Origin of the sequence: Variovorax humicola, assembly GCF_037889915.1 — a bacterium.
Taxonomy (GTDB): domain Bacteria; phylum Pseudomonadota; class Gammaproteobacteria; order Burkholderiales; family Burkholderiaceae_C; genus Variovorax; species Variovorax humicola.
Genome location: NZ_JBBKZV010000011.1, coordinates 18583 through 34056, shown reverse-complemented (window position 1 = coordinate 34056; position 15474 = coordinate 18583). Strand labels below are relative to the sequence as shown.

Genomic DNA, 15474 nt, shown 5'->3' with positions numbered 1-15474 from the left:
AGAACGATGGCGATGAAACGTCTAGCTCAAGTGTTCCGCATCGCAGGCAAGGCCGTGCAGCATGGGCCTCGCCTGGTAGGGCGCATGCCGCAGGCGTGGCGCGTTTATCGCAAGGCCGGCCGGTTGGGGGTGATGTGGGAACTGCGCCGCCGCACGCGGCCGGCCAACAACTACGCGGCCTGGGTGCAGGCCCACGATGTGCTGACAACGGACCAGCGTGCCGCCATCGTCGCGCGCGTGGCCGCGATGCAGGCGACGCCGCTCATCTCGGTGCTGATGCCGACCTACAACCCCGACCCGGTGTGGTTGCGCGCGGCAATTGAATCGGTGCGCTCGCAGCTCTATCCGCATTGGGAGCTTTGCATCGCCGACGATGCCTCGCCGTCGCAGGAGGTGCGCGATGTGCTGCGCCAGTACAGCGAGAACGATGCGCGCATCAAGGTCGTCTTCCGACCAAAGAACGGCCACATCTCGGCTGCGTCCAACAGTGCGCTCGAAGTGGTCGGCGGCCCGTGGATCGCGCTCATGGACCACGACGACCTGCTGGCCGAGCATGCGCTGTTCTGGGTTGCGGACTGCATCGCGAAGAATCCTGACGTGCGCCTGATCTATTCCGATGAAGACAAGATCGACGAGAAGGACCAGCGGTCCGATCCCTACTTCAAGCCGGACTGGAACCCGGACCTGTTCCGCTCGCAGAATGTGTTCAGCCATCTGGGCGTGCTGTCCACGGAACTGGTACGCGAGGTGGGCGGTTTCCGGCAGGGCATGGAAGGGTCGCAGGACTGGGACCTGGTGCTGCGCTGCATGGAGCGCATCGGCCCGCAGCAGGTTCAGCATGTGCCGCGCGTGCTCTACCACTGGCGTATTCATTCGGAAAGCACCGCCCGCTCGATGAATGCCAAGCCCTATGCGGCAGTCGCCGGCGAGCGGGCGCTGGACGAGCATTTCGAGCGCACGGGCGTGCGTGCCAAGGCCGAGTACGTCGGCTTCGGCTATCGCGCCCGCTACGCCTTGCCTGAGGTGCCGCCGCTCGTGACGCTGATCATTCCCACGCGCAACGGGCTGGCGCTGATGCGGCAGTGCATCGACTCGATCGTGCGCAAGACCACGTATCCGAACTATGAGATCGTCATCGTCGACAACGGCTCCGACGATCCGGCTGCGCTGGCGTACTTCTCGGAACTGGCCGCCCGGCCCAACATCCGCGTGTTGCGGGACGACAGCGAGTTCAACTATTCGGCGCTGAACAACATGGCCGTGGCGCATGCGCGCGGCGAGGTGGTGGCGCTGGTCAACAACGACATCGAGGTCATCACGCCCGACTGGTTGTCGGAGATGGTGAGCCTGGCCCTGCAGCCCGGCGTCGGCGCGGTGGGCGCGCGGCTGTGGTATCCGGACATGACGCTGCAGCATGGCGGCGTCTTGCTGGGCCTCGGCGGTGGCGTCGCGACCCATGCCAACAAGGGTCTGCCGGCCGGGTTGAACGGCTATGCCGGCCGTGCCGCGCTGATCCAGTCGTTCTTGGCGGTGACGGCCGCCTGCCTGGTGGTGCGCAAGGCCGTCTATGAGCAAGTGGGTGGGCTCGACGAGGAGCGCCTGAAGGTCGCCTTCAACGACATCGACTTCTGCCTGCGCCTGCGCGAGGCGGGATACCGCAATGTGTGGACGCCATATGCCGAACTGTTCCACCACGAATCCGCCACTCGGGGTGAAGACGCCGCGCCTGAAAAGCGAGAGCGCTTCCTGAGCGAAGAGAACTACATGAAGTCGCGCTGGGCCGACCTGCTTCGGCACGACCCGGCCTACAACCCCAACCTCTCGGCCGTCAGCGAAGACTTCAGCTACGCGTGGCCACCCCGCGTCGAGGCGCCATGAGCGCACCGTCGGTGTCGGTGGCGCTTTGCACGCGCAACGGTGCGCGCTACCTCGTCGCACAGGTCCAAAGCATCTGCGCGCAGGTCCCGCCGCCCGACGAGATCGTGGTGTCCGATGACGAATCGAGCGATGGCAGCGTGGCCATCGTGCGCGCCACGCTCGCTCAGCATGGCGCAGCGAATACTCCCGCGCTGACCGTGCTGGAAAACAGGCCTGCGCTCGGGGTGACGCGCAACTTCGAGCAGGCCGTGCGCGCCTGCCGCTCGGACTTGATCGCGCTGTGCGACCAGGACGATGCCTGGCATGCCGGCCGGCTGGCGCGCATGGTGGACGCGTTCCGTTCACGCCCGGAGTTGCTGTTGCTGCATTCCGATGCGCGGCTGGTCGATGGCGATCTGGCGCCGCTGGGCTCGACTTTGTTCGAGGCGCTGGAGGTCAAGCCCTCGGAACTCGCCGGCATCGCCGCAGGGCAGGCGTTCTTCGTGCTGCAACGGCGCAACCTTGTCACCGGCGCGACCACGGTGTTCCGCCGGAGCTTGCTGACCGCGGCGCTGCCGTTCCCGCCCGAGTGGGTGCATGACGAATGGCTCGCCGCCATCGCTGCCGCGACGGGGTGCATGGACGTGGTGCCCGAGCCGTTGATCGACTACCGCCAGCATGCCAGCAACCAGATCGGCGCGCGCCGGCCGACCGTGCGTGAAAAGCTCGCCAAGGCCGTGGCGCCGCGTGGCCGCAAGCATGCCGAGCGCCTGCGCCGCGCGGAGGTGCTGCTCGAGCGCCTCGAATCGCTTGGACCGCAAGTGCCCTCGGCCTGCCTGCAGGCGCAACGCGACAAGGTGGCGCACCAGCGCTTCAGGACGGGGCTGCCGCCATCGCGGCTCTTGCGCTGGATGCCCGTGTTGCTGGCCGCAGCGCGCGGCCGCTACGAGCGCTTCGACCGCGGATGGCAGTCGGTGGCGCAGGATCTTCTGGAATCGGGGTGACGGACTGACCGACTTGCGGACTGACGGGGGGAGTGACGGGGTGTCGTGACCGAAGTCGAGCGCTATGCCGGCGGCAGCGCGCGGTAGCGCCAGAACGCCGACGACAGCCAGACCCGCAGCAAGCTGCTGACATGCCAGCTCAGATGCCGGCGGCTGGCATGGCTGGCCCGCTGGGCTTCGTGGCGCGCCCTCAGGTTCTCCCCGACCTGCAGCTTCCAGCCCGCGAGCCGTACGCGCGCGCAGATGTCGAAGTCCTCGCCATACATGAAGAAGCGCTCGTCGAAGCCCTTGACCTGCGCGTAGGCCTTGCTGCGCAACAGCATGAAGAGGCCCGGGACCCAGGCCGGTACGTCGGGGATTCGATAGCCTGCTCGCTTGCGCGTGAGGATCTCCAACGGCGTGATGATGGCCCGGTGTTGCTCGGGCGCGGTCTTGCCGGGTTCGAGGATGCGCGGCGTCAGCAGGCCTGCGTCGGGCGCCGCCTGCGCGACGAGCGGCGACAGCACGTCGTTGTCGAAGCGCATGTCGGGGTTCAGCACCAGGAACCAGTCGCTGCTGCAGCGCGCGAAGGCCTGGTTGTGGTTGGCGCCAAAACCTTTCGGCGCAGGGTTGTCGATGCGCTCGACCGGAAACTGCCATTGCCTGCCCGCGATCAGGTCCGGTTCGGGAATGTTGATGGTGAGCACCACCTTCTCGACCATGGCCGTGCTGAACCGGTCCAGTTGCTCGAGCAGTGGGAGGATCAATGCCAGTTGCCCATGGCTCACGATCGACACGGTGATGGGTTTGGCGGGGCTGGAAGACGGCGTTGGCATGGTCTAATTTCGATCGGGAATTCTAGGTTCCTGCCCCACTTCAAATGATTGCCCTGATCGTCATCAGTTTTCTTGCCTCAGCGATTGCCGTGCTGGTATTCATGCGCAGCGCGCGTCGTCATGCGCGGCGCTATGGTGCAGACATGCCGCAGCGCTTTCACAAAGGCCATGTGCCGCGTCTCGGCGGAGCCGGCATCTTCATCGGCACCGGCTTCGCATGGCTGGCGGCCGGGTGGCCGGGCGATCCGTTCAACGTGTATTGGCCGCTGGTGGGTTCCGGCCTCGTCTTGCTGTGCATCGCGCCGGCGGTGCTCGGCGGGATCATGGAGGACGTGACGCAGAGGGTGAAGATCCGGTATCGGCTGGGGCTCACGATCGGGTCGGCGCTGCTGCTGTGCTGGTTGCTCGACCTGGGCGTCTATCGCACCGGCTTTTCGACGATCGACGGCTGGATGCGCGCCGTGCCCTACGCGGCCATGCTGCTGGCAGCGCTGGCCATCGGCGGATTGCCGCACGCGTTCAACATCATCGATGGATACAACGGCCTGGCCGGCACCGTGGCGGTGCTCGTGTGCCTTGCCATTTCCCATGTGTCGCTGCAGGTCGGGGACCGCCAGTTGGCCGGCATGGTGATCTGCCTGGTCGGCTCCACGCTGGGCTTCCTGATGTGGAACTACCCACGCGGAAAGATCTTCGCGGGCGATGGCGGCGCCTACGTCTGGGGCATCGTGATCGCGGTGGCTTGCGTCTCGCTGGTCAAGCGGCATCCCAATGTCTCGCCCTGGTTCCCGATGCTGCTGCTCATCTACCCGGTATGGGAGACGCTGTTCTCGATCTACCGCAAGCTGGCGCGCGGGCAGTCACCCGGTACGGCGGACGCGCTGCACTTCCACCAGCTGATCTTCCGCCGCATCGTGCGCGTGGCCTTTGCCGACGACGAGGCCCGCCAGCTGTTGGCCCGCAACAATCGCACTTCTCCTTATCTGTGGATGTTCGCCGCGCTGTCGGTGGTGCCGGCGGTGCTGTTCTGGAACAGGACGATCGTGCTGATGCTGTTCTGCCTGTTGTTCGTCACGACGTACGTGATCGCCTACCTGATGATCGTGCGCTTCAAGGTGCCGCGTTGGCTGCGCCCCTGACCCTGGGCATTTGGTTGCAAAATCCGCCCACTTTGTTTTGAGCGACTCCCATGACCGATCACGTCCTGAACATCCCACCCCGCGACAAGGCCGAGATCCTGGCCCAGGCGCTTCCCTATATCCGCAAGTTCCACGGCAAGACCATCGTCATCAAGTACGGCGGCAATGCCATGACCGATCCCGCCCTGCAGGCCGACTTTGCCGAGGACGTGGTGCTGCTCAAGCTGGTCGGCATGAACCCGGTGGTGGTGCACGGCGGCGGCCCGCAAATCGAAGCTGCCCTCAACAAGCTCGGCAAGAAGGGCCACTTCATCCAGGGCATGCGCGTGACCGATTCCGAAACCATGGAAGTGGTCGAATGGGTGTTGGCCGGCGAGGTGCAGCAGGACATCGTGGGGCTCATCAACCAGGCCGGCGGCAAGGCGGTTGGCCTGACGGGACGCGACGGCGGGTTGATCCGGGCGCAAAAACTCAAGATGCCGGACCGCGATGACCCCGACCTGCACCACGACGTGGGACAGGTCGGCGAGATCGTTGCCATCGACCCCAGCGTGGTGAAGGCGCTGCAGGACGACGCGTTCATCCCGGTGGTCAGCCCGCTCGGCTTCGGCGCGGACAACGAGAGCTACAACATCAACGCCGACGTGGTCGCCGGCAAGCTGGCGACCGTGCTCAAGGCCGAGAAGCTGATGTTGCTGACCAATACGCCCGGCGTGCTCGACAAGGCCGGCAATCTGCTGACCAACCTGAGCGCCCGCGAGATCGACGACCTGTTCGCCGACGGCACGATTTCGGGGGGCATGCTGCCCAAGATCGAGGGCGCGCTCGATGCGGCCAAGAGCGGCGTCAACGCGGTTCACATCATCGACGGGCGGGTGCCGCACGCGATGCTGCTGGAAATCCTGACCGACCAGGCCTACGGCACGATGATTCGCGCTCGCTGAAGCGTTGGATCAGTGCGCGCGTCGCGCGGCCGAATGCGCTCTGTGCCGGGAATGTGCGTAGATTGTGTGCAAATGTTGCTGATTCGGTACGCTATGGGTAGTTTTGGGTAGGCGCGTACTAACTACCCTATGCGAGAATCATTTCATTACATCTTTGACGGCACACATGCAGCACGAAGAGACTGGCGCGCCCGCCGACGCAGTTCCGGCAGAAGTCATTTCGGCAGGCCCGCGCAAGCGCCCCAAGCCGGGTGAACGTCGCGTGCAGATTCTGCAGGCGCTGGCCTCCATGCTCGAACAGCCGGGTGCCGATCGCGTCACCACTGCCGCGCTGGCCGCCAAGCTCGATGTGAGCGAGGCGGCCCTTTACCGTCACTTTGCCAGCAAGGCCCAGATGTTCGAGGGTCTCATCGACTTCATCGAGCAAAGCGTATTCACCCTTGTCAACCAGGTCACCGAGCGCGACGGGACCGGGCAGGAACAGGCTGCCCGCATCATCTCGCTGCTGGTCCAGTTCGCCGAAAAGAACCCTGGCATGACGCGCGTGATGGTCGGCGACGCGCTTGTCTACGAGAACGAACGCCTGCAAAGCCGCATGAACCAGTTCTTCGACAAGATCGAATCCACGTTGCGGCTGGCCTTGCGCGGTGCAGCCTCGGCCGAAGGGTCGGCCACGCCCACCGTCGATGCGCAAGTGCGCGCGGCGGCGCTCACGGCGTTCCTGGTCGGGCGACTGCAGCGATTCGCGCGCTCGGGTTTCCGGCGCATGCCATCGGAACACCTGGACGCCAGCGTCGGACTGATGCTCTGATCCTGGCGGATTGGCGGTTCACCCTCGACGGCATGGGCTCGCGCTGGCCGGGCGGCTGCGCATGAGGCGCGCCTGATTTGATGCGCCTGGCACACACGATGCCGTGAAATTCGGCGGCGCGTGTTGGAGGATCCGGACGCCGGTGCTATCGTGATTGCAAGCGCGAGTTGATCGCGCCAATTTTGGGGGATTCCCAAGTGAGCACACGCAAGTACCCGTACGCGGTCGTCATCGGCCGTTTCCAGCCCGTCCATTTCGGTCATCAACGACTCATCGAGGAAGCTGCACGCGCAGCCGATCGCGTCATCGTTGTGGTCGGCTCCGATCGCAAGCCGCGCAGCGCAAAGAACCCCTTCACTTTCGACGAACGGGAGCGCATGGTGCGCGCCTGCCTGCGCAGCAACGACCAGATGCGAGTGAGCGTTACCGGCGTGGGCGACTCGCCGTACAACGACCAACTCTGGATCGCATCGATCCAGTCCGCCGTGGACAAGCTCATCGTGCAGGACGGCAGCAAGCCGGCGAAGGTGAAGGTCGCGCTGGTTGGCCACCTCAAGGATGCGTCGAGCTACTACCTCAAGCTGTTTCCATCGTGGGAGTTCGTCGGCTTGCACGCCGTCGAAAGCATCCACGCGACGGATGTGCGCAATCTCTACCTCGACCCGGAAGTGCGGGGGCAGCTCTCGCCGTCGGACTTGCCCGACGGCACCGCGGCTTTCCTCGAGCGATTTGCGCAGACGGACGACTACAAGGCGCTTTGCGAGGAGCGCGCCTTCCTCATCGACTACCGCGACAAGTACCGCTATGCGGGCAGCGAGTTTCCGCCGATCTACACGACGGTCGATGCAGTGGTGGTCGAGGCGGGGCACATCCTGCTGGTGCAACGCAAGTTCCATCCCGGCAAGGGCACATGGGCGTTGCCCGGCGGCTTCGTGGGACAGCGCGAACGGCTGCAGGACGCGGCGATCCGGGAGCTCAAGGAAGAGACGCGGCTCAAGGTCCCGGTCCCCGTGCTCCACGGCAGCATGAAGGGCAGCCATGTGTTCGACGCGCCGGACCGTTCGCAGCGGGGACGCACCATCACGCACGGCTTTTTCTTCGAGCTGTCGCACAACCAGTGGACGGGGCTTTCAGACGTGCGGGCCGATGACGACGCGGCCGCCGTGCGCTGGGTGCCGATCGCCGAATTCCTCGACATGCAGGAAAGCATGTACGAGGACCACTTCTTCATTGCCAACCATTTCCTGGGCGGCTTGGGCAAGAACTGAAGCCTGGCCATTTTGCAGAAACGGCGACCGGTTGACGGCCGCCAGCGTGAAAGGAGCTTTCACATGTCTCGTCGCGATGCTTATCGTTCGTCCCTCGGCAGCAATCTGCTGCTGCGCACCGATTCCTACAAGGCGTCGCACTGGATGCAGTACCCGCCCGGTACGCAGACCGTGTTCAGCTACATCGAGTCGCGCGGGGGCGTCTTCAGCCATTCGGTGTTCTTCGGGTTGCAGGCTTACCTGCGCGAATACCTTTCGACGCCGGTGACGCTCGACGATGTCGATGAGGCCACGGCCCTCTTGGCGGCGCATGGCGAGCCTTTCAATCGAGAAGGTTGGCTGCGTCTCGTCGAGAAGCATGGCGGCTGCATGCCGGTGCGCATCCGGGCGGTGCCCGAAGGCAGCGTGGTGCCGGTGCACAACGTGCTTGCCACCATCGAGAACACCGATCCGGAGTTCTTCTGGCTCACGAGTTACCTGGAGACCGAATTGCTGCGCGCCGTCTGGTATCCGACCACCGTGGCCACGCTGTCCGCCGCGGCCAAGGCGACGCTGCTGCGCTACCTCGACGCGACCTGCGACGACCCACAAGGCCAGATTCCATTCAAGCTGCATGACTTCGGCGCTCGCGGCGTGTCGAGCCTGGAATCGGCGGCGTTGGGCGGCATGGCGCACCTGGTGAACTTCATGGGCACCGACACCCTCAGCGCGTTGGTCGCGGCGCGTCGCTACTACGACTGCGACATGGCCGGCTTCTCGATTCCCGCGGCCGAGCACAGCACCATCACCGGCTGGGGCCGCGACCGCGAAGCGGACGCCTACCGCAACATGGTCACGCAGTTCGGCAAGCCGGGCGCGCTGTTCGCGGTGGTGAGCGACAGCTATGACATCTTCAATGCCTGCGACCGCATCTGGGGCACCGAGCTGAAGGAACTGATCGTGCAATCCGGCGCCACGCTCGTCGTGCGGCCGGACAGCGGCGACCCCGTCGAGACGGTGCTCAAGGTCGCGGACATCCTGGCCGCGCGCTTCGGCACCACGACCAATGGCAAGGGCTACCGTGTGCTGAACAACGTGCGCATCATCCAGGGCGATGGCGTGAACCTCGACTCGCTGCGGCTGTGCCTTTCGAACCTGTATCACAACGGCTATTCGGCCGAGAACATCGCGTTCGGCATGGGCGGCGGCCTGCTTCAGCAAGTCAATCGCGACACGATGCAGTGGGCGATGAAGTGTTCGGCAATGCAGGTGAAGGGCGCCTGGCGCGACGTTTACAAGTCACCTGTCGGCGACCTCGGCAAGGCGTCGAAGAAGGGGCGTCTTGCGCTCACGAACGATGCGAACGGCGGCGTGCAGACGCTGCGCATCGACGAGCTTGTCGATGGGCAGCCGGACATGCTGGAGACCGTGTTCGAGGATGGCGAGATCGTGCGGCAAACCACTTTCGATGAAGTGCGACGGCGCGCGGCGTCCGGGGTTGGGCAGGTGGTGCCGTCGCGGGCGCCGTTGTAGGGGCTGAGAGGGTGCCCTCACCCCAACCCTCACCCGGAGGCAGAGGGAGAGGCGAGGGAGAAGGGGTGGGAGAGGGAACTGATGCAGGGTGCTATGCGGCTTTGACCGTCACGCCCACCTTTGCGCCCGACGCGACGATTTCGCCCCAGGTTGCGTCATCGAGCCAGATGCCGTCGCGTTCGCGCGCCACGCGCGCCGCGCGCTCGGGCTCGCCGGCGATCAGCACGTGGTCGACGCCGGCAGCCGGTGGACTCTGGCGCAGCCAGTCGACGAAGGCATTGGCTTCCTGCGCGAAGGCGGCTTGCGTGCCCAGCTTGGCCGGGTCGATCAGCACCGTCAGCATGCCGTTGAGCACGGTGCGCGCGGCATCGGCCGGTCGGTGCCAGGTGCCGCCGCCGGTGAGCGCGCCGCCGAGCAGTTCGCAGGCCACCGCCATGCCGTAGCCCTTGTGCTCGCCGAAGGTCATCAGCGCGCCGAACAGGCCCTTCCCTTGCGGGACGACCACCACGCCGGGATCGTTGGTCGGCATGCCGCGCTCGTCGATGAGGTAGCCGTCGGGCACGCGTTCGCCCTTGTTGTGGGCCACGCGCATCTTGCCCTGCGCCACGCGGCTTGTTGCGAAGTCGAGCAGGAAGGGCTCGGCACCCGCCAGCGGAATGCCGATGCAGCACGGGTTGGTGCCGAAGCGCCCGTCGCCGCCGCCCCACGGCGCCACGTTCGGCCGCGACAGCACGTTCACGAAGTGCATCGACACCAGGCCCTGCGCCGTCGCCATTTCGGCAAAGTGCCCGATTCGTCCCAGGTGGTGCGCGCTCGCCAGCGTGAAGATGCAACTGCCGTGCTGTTTGGCGCGCGCGATGCCGAGTTCCATCGCCTGCACGCCGACGATCTGGCCGAAGCCATGCTGTCCGTCGATGGCGAGCATCGTCCCGATGTCGACATTCACCTGAATGCCGGCGTTGGGCGTGAGGCCGCCTTCGGCGATGGCGTCGACGTAGCGCGGCAGCATGCCGACGCCATGCGAGTCGTGGCCGCTGAGGTTGGCCAGCACGAGGTTGTCGGCGACCTGTTGCGCTTCCGCGGGCGCACTTCCGGCCGCGACCAGGATGCTGGCGCACTGCGCGCGCAGGAGGGGGGCTGCGAGGGTTTGGGGCATGAAGAATCAAAGTCCTCTGGCGTTCAGGTAGATGGAATACAGCGAGGTCGTCGCGGTGATGAAAAGTCGGTTGCGGCTGACCCCGCCGAAGCAGACGTTCGACACGGGTTCCGGCACGAGGATCTTGCCGATCAGCGTGCCGTCGGGGTCGTAGGCATGCACGCCGTCCCCGGCGCTGGTCCAGATGCGGCCCAGCGTGTCGATGCGAAATCCGTCGAACAGGCCGTTGGTGCATTCGGCGAACAAGGTGTTGGCGCCGAGGCTGCGGCCGTCGCTGTTGACCTTGAAGCGGCGGATGTGCTTTGGCGCGGCGGGGTCGTGGCTGGCGCCCGTGTCGGCGATGTAGAGCATCGATCCATCGGGCGAGAACGCGAGGCCGTTTGGCTTCACGAAGTCGTCGGCCACCACCTCGATCGCGCCGCTGGAGGGATCGACGCGGTACACGTTGCAGCCGACTTCGCTTTCGGCGCGCAGGCCTTCGTAGTCCGACAGGATGCCGTAGCTCGGGTCGGTGAACCAGATGCCGCCGTCGGAATGCACGACCACGTCGTTCGGGGAATTCAGCCGCTTGCCTTGCCAGTGCGAGGCCAGCACCGTCTGCGTGCCGTCATGCTCGTTGCGCACCACGCGCCGGCCCAGGTGCTCGCAACTGACGAGCCGGCCCTGAGGGTCGACCGTGTTGCCGTTGGTGTTGTTCGACGGCTGGCGCCACAGGCCCACGGTGCCATTGAGTTCGTCGTACCGCATCATGCGGTTGTTGGGAATGTCCGACCACACCAGCGTTCGGTGCGCGGCGAACCACGCCGGGCCCTCGCACCAGCGGCCGCCGGTCCACAGGCGCACGACGCGCTCGGGGCCAGGGAGGCAGGTGCTGAAACGCGGGTCCAGACGTTCGAAGCCGGTACCGTCCAGGAAGCCGAAGGGTGTGGTGGTCATTCAATGTCTCCTTGTTGTTGATCTTGAGGACCGCGCGATGAATGCGCCCGCGCGCTACATCCGCTTCGCTACATCACTGCGCCGACCTGCCAGGGCACGAACTCGTTCTGGCCATAGCCGTGCGTTTCGCTCTTGCTGTGTTCGCCCGATGCGGTGGCCAGCACCAGGTTGAAGATGCGCTGGCCCATCTCCTGGATCGAGGCGGTGCCGTCGACGATCTCGCCGCAGTTGATGTCCATGTCTTCTTCCTGCCGCCTCCACAGGACCGAGTTGGTCGCGAGCTTGAGCGAAGGCGAGGGCGCGCAGCCGTAGGCGGAGCCGCGGCCGGTGGTGAAGCAGATCATGTTGGCGCCGCCCGCGACCTGGCCCGTGGCGCTGACCGGGTCGTAGCCGGGCGTGTCCATGTAGACGAAGCCGTGCGCCGTCACCGGCTCTGCGTATTCGTAGACCGCCTCGAGGTTGCTGGTGCCGCCCTTGGCCACGGCGCCCAGCGATTTCTCGAGGATGGTGGTGAGCCCGCCGGCCTTGTTGCCGGGCGAAGGGTTGTTGTTCATCTCGCCTTCGTTGATGGCGGTGTAGTGCTCCCACCAGGCGATGCGGTCGACCAGCTTCTGGCCGACTTCGCGCCGCACCGCACGGCGCGTCAGCAGATGTTCTGCGCCATACACCTCGGGTGTCTCGCTGAGGATGGCCGTGCCGCCGTGGGCCACCAGCAGATCGACCGCATGGCCGAGGGCAGGGTTGGCGCTGATGCCCGAGTAGCCGTCCGATCCACCGCACTGCAGCCCGATCGTGATATGCGACGCGCTGCACGGCTCGCGCTTCACCGCGTTGGCGCGCGGCAGCATCTCGTTGATGAGCGCGATGCCTTTCTCGACCGTCTTGCGCGTGCCGCCGGTGTCCTGGATGTTGAAGGTGCGGAAGTTCTCGCCCTCCGACAGCGAGCCCGTCGCCAGCCATGCATTGATCTGGTTCGCCTCGCAGCCCAGACCGACCACCAGCACGCCGGCAAAGTTGGCATGCGTCGCATAGCCCGTAAGCGTGCGTTCGAGGATCTGCATGCCAAGGCCCTGCGTGTCCATGCCGCAACCGGTGCCGTGCGTGAGCGCCACGATGCCGTCGACGTTCGGATAGGGCGCCAGCGCCGCAGGGTTGGTCTTGCGCGAGAAGTGGTCGGCGATGGCGCGCGCCGCGGTGGCCGAGCAATTGACGCTGGTCAGCACGCCGATGTAGTTGCGCGTGGCCACGCGGCCGTCGGCGCGCTTGATGCCCAGGAACGTGGCTTCGCGCCGTGGCGGCACGGGCTTCACGTCGGCGCCGAAGGCATAGTCGCGCTCGAAGTGGCCCTTGTCGGGACCCATGTCGAGGTTGTGCGTGTGCACGTGGTCGCCCGGCGCGATCGGCTTGCTGGCAAAGCCGATGATCTGGTTGTACCGGCGCACCGGTTCGCCAACTGCGATCGCACGCATCGCCACCTTGTGGCCGGCCGGGATGAGGCCGCGCACCGCAACGTCTTCGACGGTGGTGCCGCCGACCAGTTGCGCACGCGCGATGACCACGTCATCGGCGGGATGGAGGCGGATAAAGGGGTTCATCGTGGGTCTCTTGTTTCGGGGGAGGAGCCGTATTCTTGGGCAGCCGCATTACCAACGACGCAACGCAGGTCATGGCGGCAGTCATCTCAAGCCGTCCGGGCACGGCGCCAGCTTGCGCTGTAGCGTTGGTGGGACTTGTCCATGTGCGCATGCATGGCCGCGCGTGCGGCAGTGGGGTCGCGCGAGACGATGCCTGCGACGATGGCGTCGTGTTCTGCAATGGCCTGGCGCCACGAGGCGGGCGTTTCGAAATAGCCGCCGAGCCGGGTGAACAGCGGGCCGTAGCGCGAGTCCCAGAAGCCCTGCACCGTCTCCACCAGCACCGCGTTGCCGCTGGCCTCGACGATGGCGACATGGAAGGCGCGGTCGCCGTCGAGCGGCATCACGCTCTGGTCGGCTTGCTCGCGCATGGCGTCGACCGCGCGCCGCATGGCGTCGAAGTCGCGGCGCTTGCCGTGGATCGCAGCCAGTGCCGCCGTCTCGCCCTCCACCACGCGGCGTGCGCGGATCAATTCGAGCGGACCCCACTCGGTGATCTCAACAGAAGATGTTGTCGAACGCTTCGACCGGTCGAGCACGTACACGCCGGAGCCGGTGCGCACCTCGACCCACCCCTCGACTTCCAGCGCAATCAGTGCCTCGCGTACGGACGGCCGGCTCACCCCCAACTGGCGCGCCAGATCGCGCTCGGCGGGCAGTCGTGCGCCGGTGACGAACTCGCCCTTGCCGATCAGTGCGCGCAACTGGTCGGCAATCTGGCGGTACAGGCGCTTGGGTTCGATGGATTGCAAGGGCACGGCGTTTCGCGCACATTTCGCGGATTGTTAAGGGTTGTCCAGAAGTGGACAAGTGGTAAGGCCAATTCAGAATAGGAGTTGCGCCGCGCCGCAACCATCGGGCGAAACCCTCAACGGGACCTCGCCGCCTCATTCCACCCCAGGAGACTTCATGCGACTCAAAGGAAAGACCGCCCTCATCACCGCGGCCGGGCAGGGCATCGGCCGCGCGACCGCGCTGGCCATGGCGTCCGAGGGCGCGCAGGTCTGGGCCACCGACGTCAACCCGAAGTTGCTGGAGAGCTATACCGGCACCGCCAACGTGCAGACCGCCGTGCTCGACGTGCTCGACAAGAGCGCCATCAACGCCCTGGTCGCGCGCATGCCGGCCGTCGACGTGCTGTTCAACTGCGCGGGCGTGGTGCACAACGGGCCGGTGATCGGCGCCACGGACGCCGAACTGGACTTCGCCTTCAACTTGAACGTGCGCGCGCAGTTCTGGACCATCCAGGCGGTGCTGCCGCGCATGCTGGCGGCGGGCGCCGGCAGCATCATCAACATGGCCAGCGTGTGCTCCAGCATGAAGGGCTTGCCGAACCGATTCGTCTACGGCACCACCAAGGCCGCGGTGCTGGGCCTGACCAAGAGCGTGGCGGCCGACTACGTCCAGCAGGGCATCCGCTGCAATGCGGTGTGCCCCGGCACGGTCGACACGCCGTCGCTCGGTGAGCGCATCAATGCCAACGAAGATCCGGAAGCGGCGCGCAAGGCCTTCATTGCGCGGCAACCGATGGGCCGGCTGGCGCAGGCGCATGAGATCGCGCCGGTGATCGTGTTCCTCGCCAGCGACGAGGCGATATTCGCCACCGGCCAGGCATTCACGGTCGACGGCGGCATCACGATATGAACCAACTCGACTTCCGGGGCCGCCATGCGGTGATCACCGGTGGCGCCACCGGATTGGGCTTTGCAATTGCCCAGCGCTTGCTGGCATCCGGCGGCAGCGTCACGCTGTGGGACCGCGACCAGGCTGCCGTCGACGCAGCGGCGCAGCGATTGGGCGCCGACGCGTCCGCCGTGGCGGTCGACGTATCGGACGCCGCCGGCGTGGCCAAGGCCGTGCAAGCCACGCTGGCGCAACGCGAGCCCGGCGCCACGGTCGATGCGCTGATCAATTCCGCGGGCATCACCGGACCCAACACCAAAGTCGCCGACTACCCCGTCGACGCCTGGCGCCAGGTCATCGACGTCAACCTCACCGGCACTTTCATCTGCTGTCGTGAATGGGTGCCGCATCTGCGCGAGCGCCCGTGGGCGCGCATCGTCAACATCGCTTCGGTGGCCGGCAAGGAGGGCAACCCGAACGCCAGCGCCTACAGCGCCAGCAAGGCCGGCGTGATCGCGCTGACCAAGTCGCTTGGCAAGGAATTGGCCGACACGGGCGTGCGAGTGAACTGCGTCACGCCCGCTGCTGTTAAAACCGCGATCTTCGACCAGATGACGCCGCAACACATTGCGTTCATGTTGTCGAAGATTCCGATGGGGCGCTTCGGCACTCCGGAGGAAATTGCGGCGATGGTGGCCTGGCTCTGCACCGAGGATTGCGCGTTCTCCACCGGAGCGACGTTCGACCTCTCCGGCGGCCGCGCCACCTACTGATT

14 protein-coding genes are annotated in these 15474 nt (G+C 65.9%); 9 read left to right on the top strand and 5 right to left on the bottom strand.

Annotated features, from left to right (window positions below):
* Positions 1 to 12: 12 nt before the first annotated feature.
* Both WKW80_RS18450 and WKW80_RS18445 read left to right on the top strand, forming a co-directional pair.
* Positions 13 to 1878: a glycosyltransferase family 2 protein gene (locus tag WKW80_RS18450; protein ID WP_340365019.1), complete on the top strand. Its 1866-nt coding sequence runs from the start codon at positions 13 to 15 to the stop codon at positions 1876 to 1878.
* Entirely contained in the window at positions 1875 to 2861 is a 987-nt protein-coding gene (locus tag WKW80_RS18445; RefSeq protein ID WP_340365018.1) for a glycosyltransferase family 2 protein, read from the top strand. Before WKW80_RS18450 ends, WKW80_RS18445 begins: the two co-directional genes overlap by 4 nt.
* A 62-nt stretch (positions 2862 to 2923) precedes the next feature.
* Here WKW80_RS18445 and WKW80_RS18440 read toward each other — a convergent pair whose 3' ends face one another.
* Positions 2924 to 3676 (bottom strand): glycosyltransferase family 2 protein, encoded by a 753-nt coding sequence (locus WKW80_RS18440; RefSeq protein ID WP_340365017.1) that lies wholly within the window; start codon positions 3674 to 3676, stop codon positions 2924 to 2926.
* A 44-nt stretch (positions 3677 to 3720) separates the two neighbouring features.
* Between WKW80_RS18440 and WKW80_RS18435 the strand changes: the two genes are divergently transcribed.
* The 5 genes from WKW80_RS18435 to WKW80_RS18415 all read left to right on the top strand — a co-directional run bounded on the left by WKW80_RS18435 (position 3721) and on the right by WKW80_RS18415 (position 9350).
* Positions 3721 to 4815: a glycosyltransferase family 4 protein gene (locus WKW80_RS18435; protein WP_340365016.1), complete on the top strand. Its 1095-nt coding sequence runs from the start codon at positions 3721 to 3723 to the stop codon at positions 4813 to 4815.
* A 50-nt stretch (positions 4816 to 4865) separates the two neighbouring features.
* Positions 4866 to 5759, top strand: a complete 894-nt coding sequence (argB, locus tag WKW80_RS18430) for an acetylglutamate kinase (RefSeq protein WP_340365015.1) — start codon at positions 4866 to 4868, stop codon at positions 5757 to 5759.
* A gap of 166 nt (positions 5760 to 5925) precedes the next feature.
* On the top strand, positions 5926 to 6570 hold the full coding sequence (gene slmA, locus WKW80_RS18425; protein WP_340365014.1) for a nucleoid occlusion factor SlmA: 645 nt from the start codon (positions 5926 to 5928) through the stop codon (positions 6568 to 6570).
* A 197-nt stretch (positions 6571 to 6767) separates the two neighbouring features.
* Positions 6768 to 7838, top strand: coding sequence for a bifunctional nicotinamide-nucleotide adenylyltransferase/Nudix hydroxylase (locus WKW80_RS18420; RefSeq protein ID WP_340365013.1), 1071 nt, complete (start codon positions 6768 to 6770; stop codon positions 7836 to 7838).
* A gap of 63 nt (positions 7839 to 7901) precedes the next feature.
* Positions 7902 to 9350, top strand: a complete 1449-nt coding sequence (locus WKW80_RS18415) for a nicotinate phosphoribosyltransferase (RefSeq protein ID WP_340365012.1) — start codon at positions 7902 to 7904, stop codon at positions 9348 to 9350.
* A 91-nt stretch (positions 9351 to 9441) separates the two neighbouring features.
* Here WKW80_RS18415 and WKW80_RS18410 read toward each other — a convergent pair whose 3' ends face one another.
* From WKW80_RS18410 to WKW80_RS18395, 4 genes are all read right to left on the bottom strand, one after another.
* Positions 9442 to 10506 carry a malate/lactate/ureidoglycolate dehydrogenase gene (locus tag WKW80_RS18410; RefSeq protein ID WP_340365011.1) on the bottom strand — a complete coding sequence of 355 codons (1065 nt, stop codon included), beginning with the start codon at positions 10504 to 10506 and terminating at the stop codon, positions 9442 to 9444.
* 6 nt (positions 10507 to 10512) lie between these two features.
* On the bottom strand, positions 10513 to 11442 hold the full coding sequence (locus WKW80_RS18405; protein ID WP_340365010.1) for an SMP-30/gluconolactonase/LRE family protein: 930 nt from the start codon (positions 11440 to 11442) through the stop codon (positions 10513 to 10515).
* Positions 11443 to 11510: 68 nt separating this feature from the next.
* Positions 11511 to 13037, bottom strand: a complete 1527-nt coding sequence (locus tag WKW80_RS18400; protein ID WP_340365009.1) for a UxaA family hydrolase — start codon at positions 13035 to 13037, stop codon at positions 11511 to 11513.
* Between the two features lie 86 nt (positions 13038 to 13123).
* On the bottom strand, positions 13124 to 13834 hold the full coding sequence (locus tag WKW80_RS18395) for a FadR/GntR family transcriptional regulator (protein WP_340365008.1): 711 nt from the start codon (positions 13832 to 13834) through the stop codon (positions 13124 to 13126).
* A gap of 151 nt (positions 13835 to 13985) precedes the next feature.
* Between WKW80_RS18395 and WKW80_RS18390 the strand changes: the two genes are divergently transcribed.
* The gene (locus WKW80_RS18390) at positions 13986 to 14720 is read left to right on the top strand and encodes an SDR family oxidoreductase (RefSeq protein WP_340365007.1); all 735 of its coding nucleotides are present in this window, start codon (positions 13986 to 13988) and stop codon (positions 14718 to 14720) included.
* Positions 14717 to 15472, top strand: coding sequence for an SDR family NAD(P)-dependent oxidoreductase (locus tag WKW80_RS18385; protein WP_340365006.1), 756 nt, complete (start codon positions 14717 to 14719; stop codon positions 15470 to 15472). Before WKW80_RS18390 ends, WKW80_RS18385 begins: the two co-directional genes overlap by 4 nt.
* Positions 15473 to 15474: the final 2 nt, after the last annotated feature.